We start from the raw sequence: 15,567 nt of genomic DNA on the forward strand, positions 1-15,567 counted from the left end.
AGACATATTCGTTGCCTCAGGGAAGCCCTCATGCGTTGCGATACGGTTTGGACCCGCGCCCGCCTGCTGACCGCCGCCGGCCAGCCGATCATCGACGACGGCATGATCGCCGCCCGCGACGGCCGCATCGTCCATGCGGGCCCGCCGGCGGATTTCGAGGGTGAGGTTATTGACTTGGGTGGCCGATTGGTCACGCCGGGTCTGATCGATTGCCACACCCACCTTGTCTTCGCCGGCAACCGGGCCAACGAATTCAAACTGCGTCTCGATGGCGCGTCCTATGAAGACATCGCCCTTGCCGGCGGCGGTATCCTGTCCACCGTTGCCGCGACCCGCGCTGCCAGCGAAGAGGCCCTGATCGCTGCCACCTTGCCCCGTCTCGACGCCCTGCTGGCGTCCGGCGTGACGACGGTCGAGATCAAATCCGGCTACGGCCTGACCCTGGAAGACGAGTTGAAAATGCTGCGCGCCGCCCGCGCCCTGGAGCAGCGTCGCCCGGTTCGCGTCGTGACCACCCTGCTCGGCGCGCATGCCCTGCCGCCGGAGTTCAGGGACCATCCCGACGCCTATATCGATGAGGTCTGCACCCGCATGATTCCCGCCGCCGTCGGGTTGGCCTCGGCCGTCGATGTCTTTTGCGAAGGCATCGGTTTTTCCCCCGCCCAGACCGAGCGGGTCTTCGCCGCCGCCCAGGCGCACGGGCTGGCGGTCAAGATCCACGCCGAACAATTGTCCAACCTGCATGGCGCAGCGCTGGCGGCGCGGTATGTCGCCCTGTCGGCCGACCATCTCGAACATCTCGACGCCGACGGGATCGAAGCCCTGCTGGCGGCCGGGACCGTCGCGACCCTGCTGCCTGGCGCCTTTTACACGATGCGCGAAACGGTCAAGCCGCCGATTGAGGCGCTGCGCGCCGCCGGTGTGCCCATGGCCATCGCCACCGACTGCAACCCTGGCACCTCGCCGCTGACCTCTCTCCTGCTGGCGATGAACATGGCCGCCACCCTATTCCGCCTGACGGTGGATGAATGCCTGGCCGGCGTCACTACCAATGCCGCCCGCGCGCTCGGCCGCGACGACATCGGCACGCTAAAGCTGGGCAAGAGCTGCGACTTCGCCGTCTGGGACTGCGACCAGCCCGCCGACCTCGTCTATTTCATGGGCGCTTCGCCCCTCCATGCCCGCATCTTCCAAGGTAAAACCGCATGATCCTCATCCCCGGCCAGGTGCCACTCTCCGACTGGCGGCGCATCTATCGCGGTGAAGACGTCCGCCTCGACTCCGCCTGCCTGACCCGGGTCGCCGAAAGCGCCGCCGCCATCACGCGAATTCTGGCCAGGGGGGAACCCGTATACGGCATCAATACCGGCTTCGGCAAACTGGCCTCGACCCGCATCGACGATGCGGACCTGATCACGCTTCAGCGCAACATCATCCTGTCCCATGCCGCCGGTGTCGGTGCGCCCTCGCCCCGGCCGGTCGTTCGCCTGATGCTGGCGCTCAAGCTGACCTCCCTGGCCCAGGGCGCATCGGGTATCCGTGTCGAGACCCTTAGCCTGATGCAGGCCATGCTGGCCCACGACCTCATGCCGGTCATTCCGTGCCAGGGCAGTGTCGGCGCGTCGGGCGATCTGGCGCCGCTGGCCCACATGGCCGCGTGCATGATCGGCGTTGGCGAGATAGATGCCGGCGGGGTGCGCACACCCGCCTTGCAAGCCCTGACTGAAGCGGGCCTGTCGCCTCTGACGCCGGGACCGAAGGAGGGCCTGGCCCTGCTCAACGGCACGCAGTTTTCGACCGCCAACGCGCTGGCAGGGTTGTTCGAAGCCGAATCCGTGCTGCAAACCGCGCTCATTACCGGTGCTTTGTCGACCGAGGCCGCCAAGGGGTCCGACGCTCCGTTCGATCCCCGCATCCATGCCTTGCGCCGCCATCAAGGCCAGATCGACACCGCCCACGCCTTGCGCAACCTGATGGACGGGTCGGCCATCCGGGCCTCTCACCTCAAGGGCGATGAACGGGTTCAGGACCCCTACTGCCTGCGCTGCCAGCCGCAGGTCATGGGGGCAGCGCTCGACGTGTTGCGCCAGGCCGCCACGACCCTTGAAACCGAAGCCAACGGTGTCTCCGACAATCCGCTCATCTTCACCGATCCCGACGAGGCCCTGTCCGGCGGCAATTTCCATGCCGAGCCCGTGGCCTTCGCCGCCGACATGATCGCCCTGACCCTCTGCGAAATCGGCTCCATCGCCGAACGCCGGATCGCCATGCTGGTCGATCCCGCCCTGTCGGGCCTGCCCGCCTTCCTGACGCCAAAGCCGGGCCTCAATTCCGGCTTCATGATCCCCCAGGTCACCGCCGCCGCCCTGGTGTCCGAAAACAAGCAGCGCGCCTATCCCGCCAGCGTCGATTCCATCCCGACCTCGGCCAATCAGGAAGACCATGTCTCCATGGCGGCCCATGGTGCGCGCCGGCTGATGGACATGGCGGAAAACACCTTTGCCGTCATCGCCATCGAACTGCTGGCGGCGGCGCAGGGCTGCGATTTCCACGCGCCCCTGACCTCGTCCGACGCCCTGGAACGGGTCCGCGCCCTTATCCGCGCCGCCGTGCCCGCGCTCGACCACGACCGTCATTTCCACCCCGACATGGCCTTGGCCATCGATCTGGTCCGTTCCCGGGCCGTAACCACCGCCGCGAACATCCCACTGCCGACCGTAGAGCCGAAGTAAGAACCCCACCCCATTTTTCGGCCATCCTGAGCCCATACTGAGCCCATACTGAGGATTGCAAGGACAAGAAGATGACCCGTCTCGATAATTCACGCGTGATCACCCCGGCCACCGGCACGCAGCTGTCCGCCAAGTCCTGGCTGACCGAAGCCCCCTTGCGCATGTTGATGAACAACCTGCATCCCGACGTGGCCGAACGGCCGGAAGAACTGGTCGTCTATGGCGGCATAGGCCGGGCGGCGCGCGACTGGGAAAGCTTCGACCGCATTGTCGCGACCCTGAAACGCCTAGAAAGCAACCAGACCCTGCTGATCCAGTCGGGCAAGCCGGTGGGCGTGTTCGAGACCCACGAAAACGCGCCGCGCGTCCTGCTTGCCAATTCCAACCTGGTGCCGCACTGGGCCAATTGGGAGCATTTCCACGAACTCGACCGCAAGGGACTGATGATGTACGGCCAGATGACGGCTGGATCGTGGATCTATATCGGCACCCAGGGCATTGTTCAGGGTACGTACGAAACCTTTGTCGAGATGGGCCGCCAGCATTATAACGGCGACCTGAGCGGCAAATGGCTGCTTACCGCGGGCCTTGGCGGCATGGGCGGGGCGCAACCACTGGCCGCCGTCATGGCGGGTGCGTCCTGTCTGGCCATCGAATGCCAGGCGTCGCGCATAGAGATGCGCCTGCGCACCGGCTATCTAGATTACCAGGCCAAGGATATCGACGATGCCCTGGCCATGATCCACAACGCCACCAAGCCGATATCGGTTGGCCTGCTCGGCAATGCCGCCGACATCCTGCCCGAGCTGTTCCGCCGGGGTGTGCGCCCGGACCTGCTCACCGATCAAACCTCCGCCCACGATCCTGTCAATGGCTATCTGCCCTCCGGCTGGACGGTCGAGGACTGGCTGGACCGACGCGAACGCGATCCGCAGGCCGTCGCCAGAGCCGCCAAGGCCTCCATGGCGCAACATGTCCGCGCCATGCTCGGTTTCCAGGCGGCCGGCGTGCCGACCGTCGATTACGGCAACAACATCCGCCAGGTCGCGTTCGACGAAGGGGTCAAAAATGCCTTCGATTTCCCCGGTTTCGTCCCGGCCTATATCCGGCCGCTGTTTTGCCGCGGCATAGGCCCGTTCCGCTGGGTGGCCTTATCCGGCGATCCCGAAGACATCTACCGGACCGACGCCAAGGTCAAGGAACTGATCCCCGACAATCCGCATCTGCACAATTGGCTCGACATGGCCCGCGAACGTATCAAGTTCCAGGGGCTGCCCGCGCGCATCTGCTGGGTCGGGCTGGGTGATCGCCACCGACTGGGCCTCGCCTTCAACGAAATGGTGCGAAACGGCGAACTGAAGGCACCCGTCGTGATCGGACGCGACCATCTCGATTCCGGCTCCGTCGCCTCGCCCAACCGCGAAACCGAGGCCATGCGCGATGGTTCGGACGCCGTATCCGACTGGCCCCTGCTCAATGCCTTGCTCAATACCGCCTCGGGCGCGACCTGGGTCAGCCTGCATCACGGCGGCGGGGTCGGCATGGGCTACTCGCAGCACGCCGGCATGGTCATTGTGGCCGACGGCTCGGACGACGCCGCCAAACGGCTGGGCCGCGTCCTGTGGAACGATCCGGCGACCGGGGTCATGCGCCATGCCGATGCCGGTTACGACATCGCGCGCGAGTGCGCCCGCGAAAAGGGCCTCGATCTGCCGGGCGTACTGTGATCCGCCATCTGACCGCCGCCGGACGCGTCGCTGTCCCATGGAAAAACGGCGGCGGCGTGACGCGCGAAATCGCCGTTTTCCCTGAGGGCGCGAACATGGATGAGTTCCTGTGGCGCGTCAGCATGGCCGATGTCACCGAGGCCGGTCCGTTTTCACGCTTCGACGGCATCGACCGCCACCTGACCGTCCTGGCGGGGCGCCTGCAACTCGATCTGTCCGATAACCGCCGCACGCTTCAAGCGGGAGATAGCCTGGCCTTCGACGGCAGCACGCCCGTCCATGGCACGCCCCTATTGCCCGTGACCGACCTGAACGTCATGACCCGGCGCGGCACCTTTCGGGCGAGTGTTGACCGGATTCTGGAAGGCCGGACCGAGGGTGCGACACTTCTCATCGGCACCACCGTCACGGCGGTTCACATGAACGGTCAGGTCTTCGCGCTGGAGCCGTTCGATGCCCTGCTCTGTGATGGGGCTCACGATTTCACCGCTGATAACGCCCTGTGGCGCGTCGCGCTGTCGGCGATTTAAACCAATTCCACAGCCACGGCGGTCGCTTCGCCACCGCCGATGCAGACGGCGGCAATGCCGCGACGCCCGCCCGTCTGTTTCAGGGCATTGACGAGGGTGACGAGTATGCGCGCCCCGCTGGCCCCGATGGGATGGCCAAGCGCACAGGCGCCGCCATGAATATTGAGTTTGTCGTGGGCAATCCCCAGATCATGCATGGCAATCAAGGCCACCACGGCAAAGGCTTCGTTGATCTCGAACAGATCGACCTCATCGATCGACCAGCCTGTCTTGGCCAGCACAGCCTGGATCGCGCCGACCGGGGCGCGGCTGAACCACTTCGGTTCCTCGGCATGACTGGCATGGGCGACAATGCGGGCCATCGGCGTCAAGCCCTTCGCTTCGGCATCGGACTCACGCGCCAGCAATAGCGCCGCCGCGCCGTCGGAAATCGAACTGGCATTGGCCGCCGTCACCGTGCCGGCCTTGGCGAAGGCGGGCTTAAGGGTCGGTATCTTTTCCGGCCTGGCCTTAGCGGGCTGTTCGTCACGGCTGATCGTGCCCGCCTTGGTGTCCACCGACACGATCTCGGCGCTGAAGTCAGCTTTCAGCGCCCGGTCGAGGGACGCCAAGGCATAATCGTCCTGCATCCAGCGGGTGAATTGGTAGTGGGTGGCGGCCTCTTCGGCGAATGACCCATCAGACGGCCTTTTTCATAGGCGTCTTCCAGGCCATCGAGGAACATATGGTCCTTGACCTCGCCATGGCCCATCCGCATGCCGCTGCGCGCCTTTGGCAGGAGATAGGGCGCGTTCGACATGCTTTCCATGCCGCCGGCGATGACGACATCGGCCGATCCGGCCCGGATGGCGTCGAACCCCATCATGACCGCCTTCATGCCGGAGCCGCACATCTTATTGATTGTGGTAGCGGGCACGCTCACCGGAAGCCCCGCCCCGAGTGATGCCTGACGCGCCGGTGCCTGCCCCAATCCCGCCGGCAGGACGCAGCCCATAATGACCTCGCTGACGATATCCGGCGCCACTGACCCCAGCGCAGCGCGAATGGCGACGGCGCCGAGTTCAGGCGCGGTCACGGCAGCAAAATCGCCCTGAAAACCGCCCATGGGCGTACGCGCCATTCCGGCAATGACGATGGAGTCTGAAGGCATCTGGGGCATTTCATTTCCTGCGGCTTTTTTGTTTATGACGCCATCATGCGCCAAAACCATTCGTCAGGATAGATGCGAAAGATACTATTTCAGCCCCTCACTCCGCCCACCCCTACAGATCGGTCAGGGTCTCATCCTCGCCCAGATCGTTCGGATTGTCACCGTCCGGCTGGTCGGCGTCGCCGTTTTCAATATCACGCGACGCCCGGTCAATCGTATCGGTATTGGCCCCGCCGACATCCTCGGTATTCACACCGGCATCGTCAGCATCGATATCAGGATCGTCTTCGTCGATAATCAGGTTGGAAGGCATGGAACATCTCCGTTTCAGTTCTATGGCCATCCTATTGAGACGGACATAAAAACGCGCCGCGTCATGACCGGTTGCGCATAAAGGGACGATAGAAACGGTGGGGGACAGGCGCGACCGTCAACAAGCATTGACGCGGGGCGCGAGCCTACTACTATGACAAATAGAATTTCTATTTTTCCCGACGAATCCGGCGCACTGCCTGCTGAGATTCCTTGCCCTGACAGTGATTTACCGCCGCCCATGCACGTCGACAAAGAAACCGATTCGAGCGCCCTTCTGGGCCGTAACCTGACGGTGGGCCTGCTCGATCATTTGGGTAAGGCCATCGTCACGGGTTTTTACGACAATAAGGTCTTTCCGACCGAAGCCCAACTGGCCGAACAATATCGCGTCAGCCGCTCAGTCACGCGCGAAGCCGTCAAGATGCTGACGGCCAAGGGCCTGCTGACCGCGCGGCCGCGCCAGGGCACGGTGATCCAGGCGACGCGGCAATGGAACCTGCTCGACAAGGACGTGCTGCGCTGGTTGCTGGAACGCAAGTTCTCGCTGCAACTGCTGCGGCAATTCACCGAACTGCGGGTTTCCATCGAACCGAAAGCCGCCGAACTGGCCGCGAACAACGCCACCTACGACGACCTGCAACGCATGAAGGCGGCGTTTGATCGGATGGTCCTGGCCGATGGCGGCGAAGGCGATCCGACCCAGGCCGACATCGACTTCCACGTCTCGATCCTCTATGCCTCCGGAAACCCGTTTTACTATCAGTTCCAGGAAATGATCCGGACGGCGCTGACCACCTCGATTTCATTCACCACCCGCGTAAACGGCGTGACACCCAATATCGAGGCGCATGAAAACATCATGAAGCCCATCTTCGACCGTGACGCGCGCCGCGCCTACGACGCCATGCACCTCATCGTCAACGACGTGCTGACCGTCATCTATGAGCAGGAAGCCCAGAACAGGCTTAAGGGGTGATCACCGGCTTGCCGTCCACCCAGTCGAGCGGCGAAATATACATGGCGCGGTAACGCTTGCGCGGGTCGCCATCATTGCGCCAGGCATGATAGGCGATCCAAGTCCGCCCCTGAAAATCGAAGACGCTTTGATGCCCCGGCCCGACCAGTCCGGGCGCGCTTTTCAGGATCGGATTTTCATCGGCGTCACGACACGGCCCGACAGGCCCACGGCACACCGCATAGCCGGTGGCATACTTGTCGCTGCCGTAATCATTGGCGGCATAGACCATGTAGTAGCGGCCATCGTGCTTGATCATCTGTTCGCCTTCGACTACGCCGCCTTCCCACGGCTTGTCGTTGGTTACGCCCTCGACCAGCGCGGGCGCGCCGGCCAACTGCTGCCCGTCGGCGGTAAGGCGCTGAGCGATAATGCCGATGGGCACCCCGCAGCAATTGCCGTCCGTTTTGACATAGAGCCACAGATCATCACCGTCGCGGAACGGACTGGCGTCGATAGCGCCCAATTCACCGCCACAGGTCAGCGGCTTCGTCTGGGGGACGAACGGCCCCTCGGGAACCTTGGATACCGCCGCGCCGACGCACAGGGTCAGGCCATCCGGACGCATGCGCGTCTTGTGACGGGCGCTAAAGTACATGACATAGGTGTCCCCGATTTTCATGACTTCGGGGGCCCACACGTCCGGCGCGCTGGAGCGCGCCCAACGCGGCAGCTCCGGCATGGCATCGACCGGCGCGCTCCAATGAATGCCGTCGCTTGACCGCGAAAACTGGATGTTCAGACGCTTGCCACCCTGCTTGCCATTGGTGGCGTAGGCGACCAGTCCGCCATCGACGGGCAGAACGAGCGGATCGGGAAAATCCACGTCGAGCACTGGCCCGGCGGCGTGCACGGAACCGGCCGCCAGGACAAATGATGTCAGGGCAAGCGATGTCAAGACCGTGAAAACAAAACGAAACATGTCAGACCTCCAAAACCTTTAGCGGGGCCCCGTGAACGGGACGCCTTCCTTGACCGGCTCACCAAATACCGGATGTCCGTCAATGCCCCAGCTAAAGGGCTGGATATGCGGCGCGCGATTGGGCGAGCAGCCCTTATTGGGACCGGCATTGGCGTGATAGATGATCCAGTTGGTCTTGCCATCGGGCGATGTGAAAAAGCCGTTATGGCCGGTGGCATAGACGTTGTTTTTCACAGATTTGGCCAGGACCGGTGCCGGTGATTTTGTCCAGACCTTGGGATCGGTCGGATCGCTGCCCTTCGGCGCGCTCAGCAGCCCCAGGGCATAATCGTCGGACCAGCAGGCGCTGGCCGAATAGGTGATGAATAGTTGGCCATAGGGCCCGGCCAGGAATTCTGGCCCTTCGACGATCTGGCGGCCACCCTGGCGCTCCCATGGCTGATCGGGGATGGCGATGATCGTCTCACCGCCCGTCAGGGTCCAGGGATTGGACATGCGCGACAGGCTAAGCACACTGTCGTGACCGGCATAGGCGGAGTAGATGAAATAGCGTTTTCCCTCGTAGTCGAAGGTCGTCCCGTCTATGCCCGGCAAAGCGGTGTTGACCCGGCCCTTGTCGACCCAAGCACCGTCCGTGGGATCGGCATTGGTGTTTTCCAGAACGAAGACGCCCCGGTGCGCGTCATCGTCAAAGCCCGCCGCCGCCGCGGTATAATAGAGGTACCATTTGCCATCCAGACGATGCAGCTCGGGCGCCCAGATCGACACCGAGTTGGGTCCGCTGCGCGGCGGCAGCCAAACCGTCTTGCGCTTCGCCTTGTCCAGTGCCGTGATGTCCTTGGTCTTCCAAATGGTCAGCTTGTTGCCCAGGGTGTGCATATAATAATAGGTATCGCCGTCGCGCGTGACCCAGGGGTCCGGTCCCGATGGCAGCAAGGGATTGGTATAGGTTCCCACCGGATGGGGCTCGGCGCAGGCACCCAAGGCGCCGAATGCGCTCACCACAATCAGCGTCGCGGCGCAAGCGGACAGGCACACGGAAAACGGGCGCATCAGGTTCCATCCCTTACTTATAATCGTTACGAGAGTCTATTTGAGGCAACCGCGCCAAACAACACCAGGTCTGGGCTTTATTGGCAAAAATGCGCGCCCCTAGAAGTAAAGATCGTAACGCCTGCGGAACGGGGATCCGCACATCCGCAGGCGTCACACGCTTCATTCAAATTATCCGCCTAGTAACGGAAGCGGATACCGACCGAATATACCGTTTCTTCGGTTCGGACCTGGGTGTTGTAAATCCCGTTAGTCCCGCCGGCGATCGTGTTTGTGTAGACGCGATAGACACGCAGCGGCTTAGGCGCCAGGTTGTTCAGGTCCAGAGCCACGGTCAGGTTGTCGGTCAAGCGATAGCTGCCCGAGAAATCAATCCGTGACGTGCCCTTGGTGTATTCGCAGCCCGGATTACCGCCCCAATCCTGAGGCGCGTCGCACACATTCAGCCATTTGCTGCGCCCGTTATAGGCCAGACGCGCAGACCAGGGGCCGTTTTCGTACATGCCGGTCAGGTTATAGGCAATGCGGGAAACGCCCGGCTGGTTCTGGTCTTGCTTATACGTGCCCGGCGAGTGGCTTTCCATATAGGTGACATTGGATTGTACGCCGAAATTGCTCGCCCAGCTCGGCAGGAAATCATAGTCGAAGAAGGTCGTGAACTGGACTTCGGCGCCTTTGAAGGTCACGCGATTGGCATTGTACGGCACGCTTATGCGCACATTCTGGGTGTCGGTGGGCGGGCTATTGGTGAAGCGCGTATCGGTAACCTGGATGACGTGGTAGTTGATGAAACCGTCGACATCGCGATTGAACACATCAACCGAGAAGATGCCGGTCGAGCCGAAGTAATGTTCAAACGTGGCGTCCAGATTATTGGCCGTATACGGCTTGAGATCGATATTGCCCGATCCGCCGCCATTGCGGAAATATTCGCCCGTCGCCGTATCCTGCTCGACGCGGGTGCCGCTGTTCACCACATAGTTGGGGTTGAGATCGGAGAAGTTCGGTCGCGTCCGCGTCTTGTTCGCCGCCAAGCGCACCTGTGTCTTGTCGGACAGGTGAAGGCGCATGCTTGCCGACGGCAGGGTATCGGTATAGTCGCTATCCGATGTCCGCTGGCTGCTGGTCACGCTTTCTTCAGTCTTGACCACCCGAACCCCGACGATACCGTCAACCGGAATGCTGCCGATATTGAAATTATAGTCGACCTCTCCGTAACCGGCGGTCGCCTTTTCGTCGGCTGTGAAGTGCTGGGAGGGGTTATAGGGCGGCGCACCAGCGGGGAAACCGACCAATTGCCGGATCGCCGCCGCATTGGAGCGGATAGATTCATAGGTCGGCGACGCCCAGCTGCGTATGCTCGGATAGTCGAAACCGACGAAGCCCGGTTGAGTCGTCCGGATATCCAGCCCCGTCTGAGGCAGGGTCAGGTTCATGCCCTCGACATTGACGTAGCGGTCCCCGTTGTCAAAGCCCGCCTTACGGTCGACATAGCGGACGCCGAAGCGAACGCGCGGCAGATAGGTCAGGTTGGTGCGATATTCGACATCGGTGCGGAACTGGACGTCGCGGCCGCGCGCCGACAACTGACGGTCATAGAAGCCGCGGAATTTGACGTTATTGGGATTGGTCGTATCGAAGTTGTCGAACGTGAAGTTCACACCCCCGTCAGAACCGGCATTATACATGACGTTGACCGTCGGGCTGCTGGTAAACGCGAAGTCCCAGCTATAGACCGACAGGAAATACTTTGATTGGGTCGTCGCCAGATCAGCCGACACCGTCCACGGACCGGACTTCCATTTGCCGCCGATGGCCGCCTGATAGGTGTCGGTATGATCCGTCGTGGCCGCCTGCCAGCCCTGCGGATGGAACGGATTGGTCACCGTCATGCTTTCGACGCGCGACCCGTCACTGGATAGCTGAATATTGCCGTAGTTGGAACCGGCCCACAATGGCACTTCCAGATTACGGTCCGAGGTCTTGGATTCATAGCCTTGGTAAAGGAAGTCCGCATAGAGCTCCAGTTCCTCGCTCGGGCGCCATTGCAGCGCTGCATTCGCCGAGGGCCGTTCACGGTCGTGCTCGGCATAGTTGACGCCGATATCGTCAGCAAAGCGCTTGCCGCCGTACTGGGCTGCGTTCGAGGTCAGATTGCCGTCGACCGTGGCGCTGACGAAAGATCCGATGAACCGCTTCGAGTCGAGATACTGAAAGCGGTGATAGGAGACGTTCAGCAAAGCGCCAAATTCGCCCGCGCCCGTCATCCACCGGTCGCTCAGCAGCAGGTTGCCGTTCGGCGAATATTTCTTGGACTGGTTGGCATAGACATAGTTCAACATGCCCGAAATTTCGCGCCCCTTGAAATCAAAGGGACGGCGGCCACGCACATTGATCAAGCCGGCGATACCGCCTTCGACCTGATCGGCGGTCGTCGATTTGTAGACCTCAAGTGCCGCGACATTGCCGGCGGCGAAGTCCTGCGATGCAACAAACCGGCCTTCGGCGGTGAAAATGTCTCGGCCATTATAGCTTGTGGCGATGTTGGGCAGGCCGCGGACCAGGACGCTATCGGCTTCACCGCCACTGCGGCCGACCGTGACGCCGGTCACCCGGGCCAGCGAGTCGGACACCGCCGTATCCGGCAATTTGCCGATTTCCGCCGAGACGACCGCATCGACGATCTGGTCGGAATTCTTCTTCAACGCCCGCGATGACGCCATGCTGCGTTTCATGCCGGTGACGACAACCGTGGTCGCCGCATTTTCCGAATCCGTTGTCAGCTGAGCCTGAGCCTGAGCCTGAGTCTGGGCCTGAGTTTGAGGCTGGGATTGGTCTGCCTGAGTCGTCTGGGCCAGTGCACCCCCGCCCCACGCCAGAATCGAAACGGTAGAGGCCGTAGCCAGGATGTAAGCTTTGAGTTTCATTCCCTGTTCCTGCTTTTTTAATTTGGATGTCGCGCAAGGTGGCAGCACGCAGTCGTGGCGACTATATATGATTTATCGTATTTATTACGCAATCGCTTTTTTCAATTTTCCATGCAAGACGGGCCTCATGATGCAATTATGCTACAATTTAAATAGCTCTGTAATTTCAATTGTATAGGGACAGCACCCGCATGCCAGACCGTAGTCTGCACGTCCATAAAGAGGAGGAATGACCATAAGTTGCTAATATTGTAATACTTTTTTCAAGACACAGGTCCGTGCCAAACGCAAAGCGGGGCCGACATATTAGACAAAAAAAGATGTCGGCGTTCCTCACGTCGCGTTCACTTAGGGACCTCGCGATTTATCACTATTATCCTACAAATTGATTGTCATCACCCACAACGAGTGTTACGCAGAAAATAGCCCGCTAAACCAAAGGCTTGCCGAAACATGGGCGCTTAATGGAGGAGAACCTATGGATCGGCACATTCGCAACATCGTTATTGTCGGTGGTGGCTCGGCCGGCTGGATGACCGCCGCCGCCCTGGGCAACGCCTTGCAGAAGAACTGCGCCATCACGCTGATCGAATCAGAAGATATCGGCACGGTCGGCGTCGGCGAAGCGACAATTCCCCCCATTCTCAGATTCAACCAGACCCTCGGCATAGACGAAGCCGCCTTCGTGCGCGCGACGCAAGCCTCGTTCAAGCTCGGCATCCAGTTCGTGAACTGGGGCAAGCAAGACCACAGCTATTTCCATCCGTTCGGGACATTTGGCCGCCCGTTCGACCTGGTGAACCTGCATCACTATTGGTGGCAGGCCTTCCAGGCCGGAGAGGCCACAGGCTTGGACGACTACTGCATGGCCTGGTCGGCGGCGAAACGTAACCGGTTCGCCCCGCCGTCCCCCGATCCGCGTCACGTCTTGTCCACCTATGACTATGCCTACCATTTCGACGCCGGCCTCTATGCCGCGATGCTGCGCACCTATGCCGAAGCGAAAGGCATCAAGCGGCGCGAAGGCAGGGTCGTCGACGTCACACTCGACTCTCAGTCGGGCTTTGTGCGATCCGTCACGCTTCAGGACGGCCAGGTCATCGACGGAGAGCTCTTCATCGACTGCTCCGGCTTCCGCGGCCTTCTGATCGAAGGCGCCCTGAAAACCGGCTATGAGAACTGGCAGCACTGGCTGCCGTGCGATCGCGCTTTGGCCGTGCCGTGCGCCTCAACCAGCAACTTCACCCCCTATACCCGGTCAACAGCGCATCAGGCGGGCTGGCAATGGCGCATACCGTTGCAACACCGGACCGGCAACGGCCACGTCTACGCCTCGCAATTCATCAGCGACGACGAAGCGGCGCGTGTCCTGCTTGAAAACCTGGACGCGGAACCATTGGGCGATCCCAAGCCCCTCGCCTTTACGACCGGCCGCCGCCGCCAGTTCTGGAACAAGAACGTCGTGGCCATCGGCCTGTCGAGCGGCTTCATGGAACCGCTGGAATCGACCAGCCTATACCTGATCCAATCCGGCATCGCCAAGCTGCTGACCCTGTTCCCGGACAGCACTTTCGATCCGGCTCTGAGCACGGAATTCAATCGTATCACCCTTACCGAGTTCGAACGCATTCGCGACTTCATCATCCTGCATTACAAGCTGACAACGCGCGACGATTCACCCCTTTGGCGGTACTGCGCCCACATGGATGTGCCGGATTCGCTCAAGGACTCCCTGGACCTGTTCAAACGGTACGGCAAAATCCCCAGCAAGGAGCTGGATCTCTTCGGCATGCATTCCTGGCTGGCCGTCCATATCGGCCAGTTGCATGTCCCCGAGCGCGTGGACCCATTGGCCGCGTACCGCGAAACCGACGGCGCCGGCTGGCTGGCCCGTTTCAAGGGGCTGATCGAAAAGGCCGCCGAAAGCCTGCCGACGCACCAGGCCTATATCGATCAAGCCGGAATGAACGCCGCCGCCCGCTCATGAAAAATGCCGGGAGATTGATCTCCCGGCACCCTAGCCTATTTCTTTTTGAAGGCCTTTGCCGCCTCGGTCGTCATGGCCTTGATCTGTTCAACCTCTGCCTGACGATAGGGCTTGCCATCCGGGTAGAAGATATCGTGGAACCACAGGGTCGGCTGGGATTTCGTGTAGGGCTTTTCCCAGGAATCCCACGGCATGTTGGTCTGGCTCTTGCCCAGGACGAAGCCCCAATTGATGGCGGCGACATTGTATTTGCGCGCCATGGGCAGGGCGGAATCGAAGGTCGAGCCATTGCCGCGCGCCATATATTCCGTCATCAACAAGGGTCGCCCGTAGGGCTGAAGCGACTTGATGCGTTGCTCCAGACGTTCCGGCCAGTCGTAGCTGTGGAAGCTGATGACATCCGACTGATCGATCTGCACGCGCTCCACCGCGTTGAGGTGGCCGTTTGGCGACCAATCGTCATTGTGCCAGACACCGGAGGTCAGGGGCTGGACCGGGTCCTGGGTACGCACCCAGGCGAAGACTTGCGGCAGCAGCTTCGCGACCTGGGCCGTCTTCGTCTGTTCGTCGAGCTGGTTGTAGTTGCCGCCGCCCTGGTTATCCGGCTCGTTCCAAACGTCCCAGGCCAGGATGCGCTCATCCTTGGCAAAGGCACCGACGATGCCCTTCACATAGGATTCGTATTTCGGCCAGCCGGCTTCATCGAGGAGGCCCGCCGTCCCCGGCGACTGCACCCAGCCCGAATTATGCACGCCCGGAATGGGCGGGTGCTGCGGTCCCAGCTTGGGGTTGGGGTCCCAGCAGGAATCGAAGAGGACCAGCATTGGTTTGATATGATGCTTGGCCGCCAAGTCGAGCACGATGTTAACGCGTTTTTTGAAGCCTTCCGGGTCCTGGGCCCATAACTGGTCGTGCAGGAAGATCCGCATGGTGTTCATGCCGATGCCTTCGGCATAACCGAATTCCTTATCGATTTCGGTCGGATTGAAGGTGTCGGCCTGCCACATCTCGAACTGGTTGATCGCATCGGTCGGCAGGAAGTTGGCACCGACCAGCCAGCGCTGTTCGCCATACCATTGGTTGGCCTTAGCCGCCGGCCAGCGCGAGGTTTCCGCGTGGACCGGCATCAACATCCCCTGTCCCGCCAGGCTAAGGGTGCCCGCCACAACAAACGCCTTCATTACGGATGTCATCTTCATTGAAAATCTC

11 protein-coding genes and 1 pseudogene are annotated in these 15,567 nt (G+C 61.4%); 6 read left to right on the plus strand and 6 right to left on the minus strand.

Going from position 1 to position 15,567, the window contains the following annotated elements:
• The first annotated feature begins 30 nt into the window (after positions 1-30).
• The 4 genes from hutI (at position 31) to RCJ00_RS05665 (ending at position 4,989) form a co-directional block, all read left to right on the plus strand.
• Positions 31-1,209 carry an imidazolonepropionase gene (hutI, locus tag RCJ00_RS05650; RefSeq protein WP_316220782.1) on the plus strand — a complete coding sequence of 393 codons (1,179 nt, stop codon included), beginning with the start codon at positions 31-33 and terminating at the stop codon, positions 1,207-1,209.
• Entirely contained in the window at positions 1,206-2,732 is a 1,527-nt protein-coding gene (gene hutH, locus RCJ00_RS05655; protein WP_316220783.1) for a histidine ammonia-lyase, read from the plus strand. The genes hutI and hutH overlap by 4 nt, the downstream gene beginning before the upstream one ends.
• Positions 2,733-2,803: 71 nt before the next feature.
• Positions 2,804-4,459, plus strand: coding sequence for a urocanate hydratase (gene hutU, locus RCJ00_RS05660; RefSeq protein ID WP_316220784.1), 1,656 nt, complete (start codon positions 2,804-2,806; stop codon positions 4,457-4,459).
• A complete protein-coding gene (locus tag RCJ00_RS05665; protein ID WP_316220785.1) occupies positions 4,456-4,989 on the plus strand; it encodes a HutD/Ves family protein in 534 nt (177 codons plus the stop codon). The genes hutU and RCJ00_RS05665 overlap by 4 nt, the downstream gene beginning before the upstream one ends.
• Here the strand turns inward: RCJ00_RS05665 and RCJ00_RS05670 are convergent.
• Both RCJ00_RS05670 and RCJ00_RS05675 read right to left on the minus strand, forming a co-directional pair.
• A pseudogene (locus tag RCJ00_RS05670) lies at positions 4,986-6,139 on the minus strand (acetyl-CoA C-acyltransferase). The gene RCJ00_RS05665 and the pseudogene RCJ00_RS05670 overlap by 4 nt on opposite strands.
• Before the next feature lie 112 nt (positions 6,140-6,251).
• Positions 6,252-6,452, minus strand: coding sequence for a hypothetical protein (locus tag RCJ00_RS05675; RefSeq protein WP_316220786.1), 201 nt, complete (start codon positions 6,450-6,452; stop codon positions 6,252-6,254).
• A gap of 240 nt (positions 6,453-6,692) precedes the next feature.
• Here RCJ00_RS05675 and RCJ00_RS05680 point away from each other — a divergent pair, with 240 nt between their 5' ends.
• Positions 6,693-7,430, plus strand: a complete 738-nt coding sequence (locus tag RCJ00_RS05680; protein ID WP_316220787.1) for a FadR/GntR family transcriptional regulator — start codon at positions 6,693-6,695, stop codon at positions 7,428-7,430.
• On the opposite strand, the gene RCJ00_RS05685 is transcribed toward RCJ00_RS05680, so the two are convergent.
• The 3 genes from RCJ00_RS05685 to RCJ00_RS05695 all read right to left on the minus strand — a co-directional run bounded on the left by RCJ00_RS05685 (position 7,420) and on the right by RCJ00_RS05695 (position 12,371).
• Positions 7,420-8,391 (minus strand): glycoside hydrolase family 43 protein, encoded by a 972-nt coding sequence (locus tag RCJ00_RS05685; protein WP_316220788.1) that lies wholly within the window; start codon positions 8,389-8,391, stop codon positions 7,420-7,422. The genes RCJ00_RS05680 and RCJ00_RS05685 overlap by 11 nt on opposite strands.
• A gap of 18 nt (positions 8,392-8,409) precedes the next feature.
• Positions 8,410-9,444: a glycoside hydrolase family 43 protein gene (locus tag RCJ00_RS05690; RefSeq protein WP_316220790.1), complete on the minus strand. Its 1,035-nt coding sequence runs from the start codon at positions 9,442-9,444 to the stop codon at positions 8,410-8,412.
• Positions 9,445-9,623: 179 nt separating this feature from the next.
• Positions 9,624-12,371 carry a TonB-dependent receptor gene (locus tag RCJ00_RS05695; protein ID WP_316220792.1) on the minus strand — a complete coding sequence of 916 codons (2,748 nt, stop codon included), beginning with the start codon at positions 12,369-12,371 and terminating at the stop codon, positions 9,624-9,626.
• Positions 12,372-12,849: 478 nt separating this feature from the next.
• Between RCJ00_RS05695 and RCJ00_RS05700 the strand changes: the two genes are divergently transcribed.
• A complete protein-coding gene (locus RCJ00_RS05700) occupies positions 12,850-14,358 on the plus strand; it encodes a tryptophan halogenase family protein (RefSeq protein ID WP_316220793.1) in 1,509 nt (502 codons plus the stop codon).
• Between the two features lie 35 nt (positions 14,359-14,393).
• Here the strand turns inward: RCJ00_RS05700 and RCJ00_RS05705 are convergent, their stop codons facing one another.
• Complete coding sequence (locus tag RCJ00_RS05705; RefSeq protein WP_316220794.1) at positions 14,394-15,557, minus strand: glycoside hydrolase 5 family protein; 1,164 nt, start codon at positions 15,555-15,557, stop codon at positions 14,394-14,396.
• Positions 15,558-15,567: the final 10 nt, after the last annotated feature.

Origin of the sequence: Asticcacaulis aquihabitans (genome assembly GCF_032490435.1) — a bacterium.
Classification (GTDB): Bacteria; Pseudomonadota; Alphaproteobacteria; order Caulobacterales; family Caulobacteraceae; genus Asticcacaulis.

Excerpts from the sequence above, each read along its gene's own strand:
- RCJ00_RS05680 (WP_316220787.1), top strand. The coding sequence starts at position 6,693 with ATGCACGTCGACAAAGAAACCGATTCGAGCGCCCTTCTGGGCCGTAAC.
- RCJ00_RS05685 (WP_316220788.1), bottom strand. The coding sequence starts at position 8,391 with ATGTTTCGTTTTGTTTTCACGGTCTTGACATCGCTTGCCCTGACATCA.
- hutI (WP_316220782.1), top strand. The coding sequence starts at position 31 with ATGCGTTGCGATACGGTTTGGACCCGCGCCCGCCTGCTGACCGCCGCC.
- RCJ00_RS05675 (WP_316220786.1), bottom strand. The coding sequence starts at position 6,452 with ATGCCTTCCAACCTGATTATCGACGAAGACGATCCTGATATCGATGCT.
- RCJ00_RS05690 (WP_316220790.1), bottom strand. The coding sequence starts at position 9,444 with ATGCGCCCGTTTTCCGTGTGCCTGTCCGCTTGCGCCGCGACGCTGATT.
- RCJ00_RS05705 (WP_316220794.1), bottom strand. The coding sequence starts at position 15,557 with ATGAAGATGACATCCGTAATGAAGGCGTTTGTTGTGGCGGGCACCCTT.
- hutU (WP_316220784.1), top strand. The coding sequence starts at position 2,804 with ATGACCCGTCTCGATAATTCACGCGTGATCACCCCGGCCACCGGCACG.
- RCJ00_RS05695 (WP_316220792.1), bottom strand. The coding sequence starts at position 12,371 with ATGAAACTCAAAGCTTACATCCTGGCTACGGCCTCTACCGTTTCGATT.
- hutH (WP_316220783.1), top strand. The coding sequence starts at position 1,206 with ATGATCCTCATCCCCGGCCAGGTGCCACTCTCCGACTGGCGGCGCATC.
- RCJ00_RS05700 (WP_316220793.1), top strand. The coding sequence starts at position 12,850 with ATGGATCGGCACATTCGCAACATCGTTATTGTCGGTGGTGGCTCGGCC.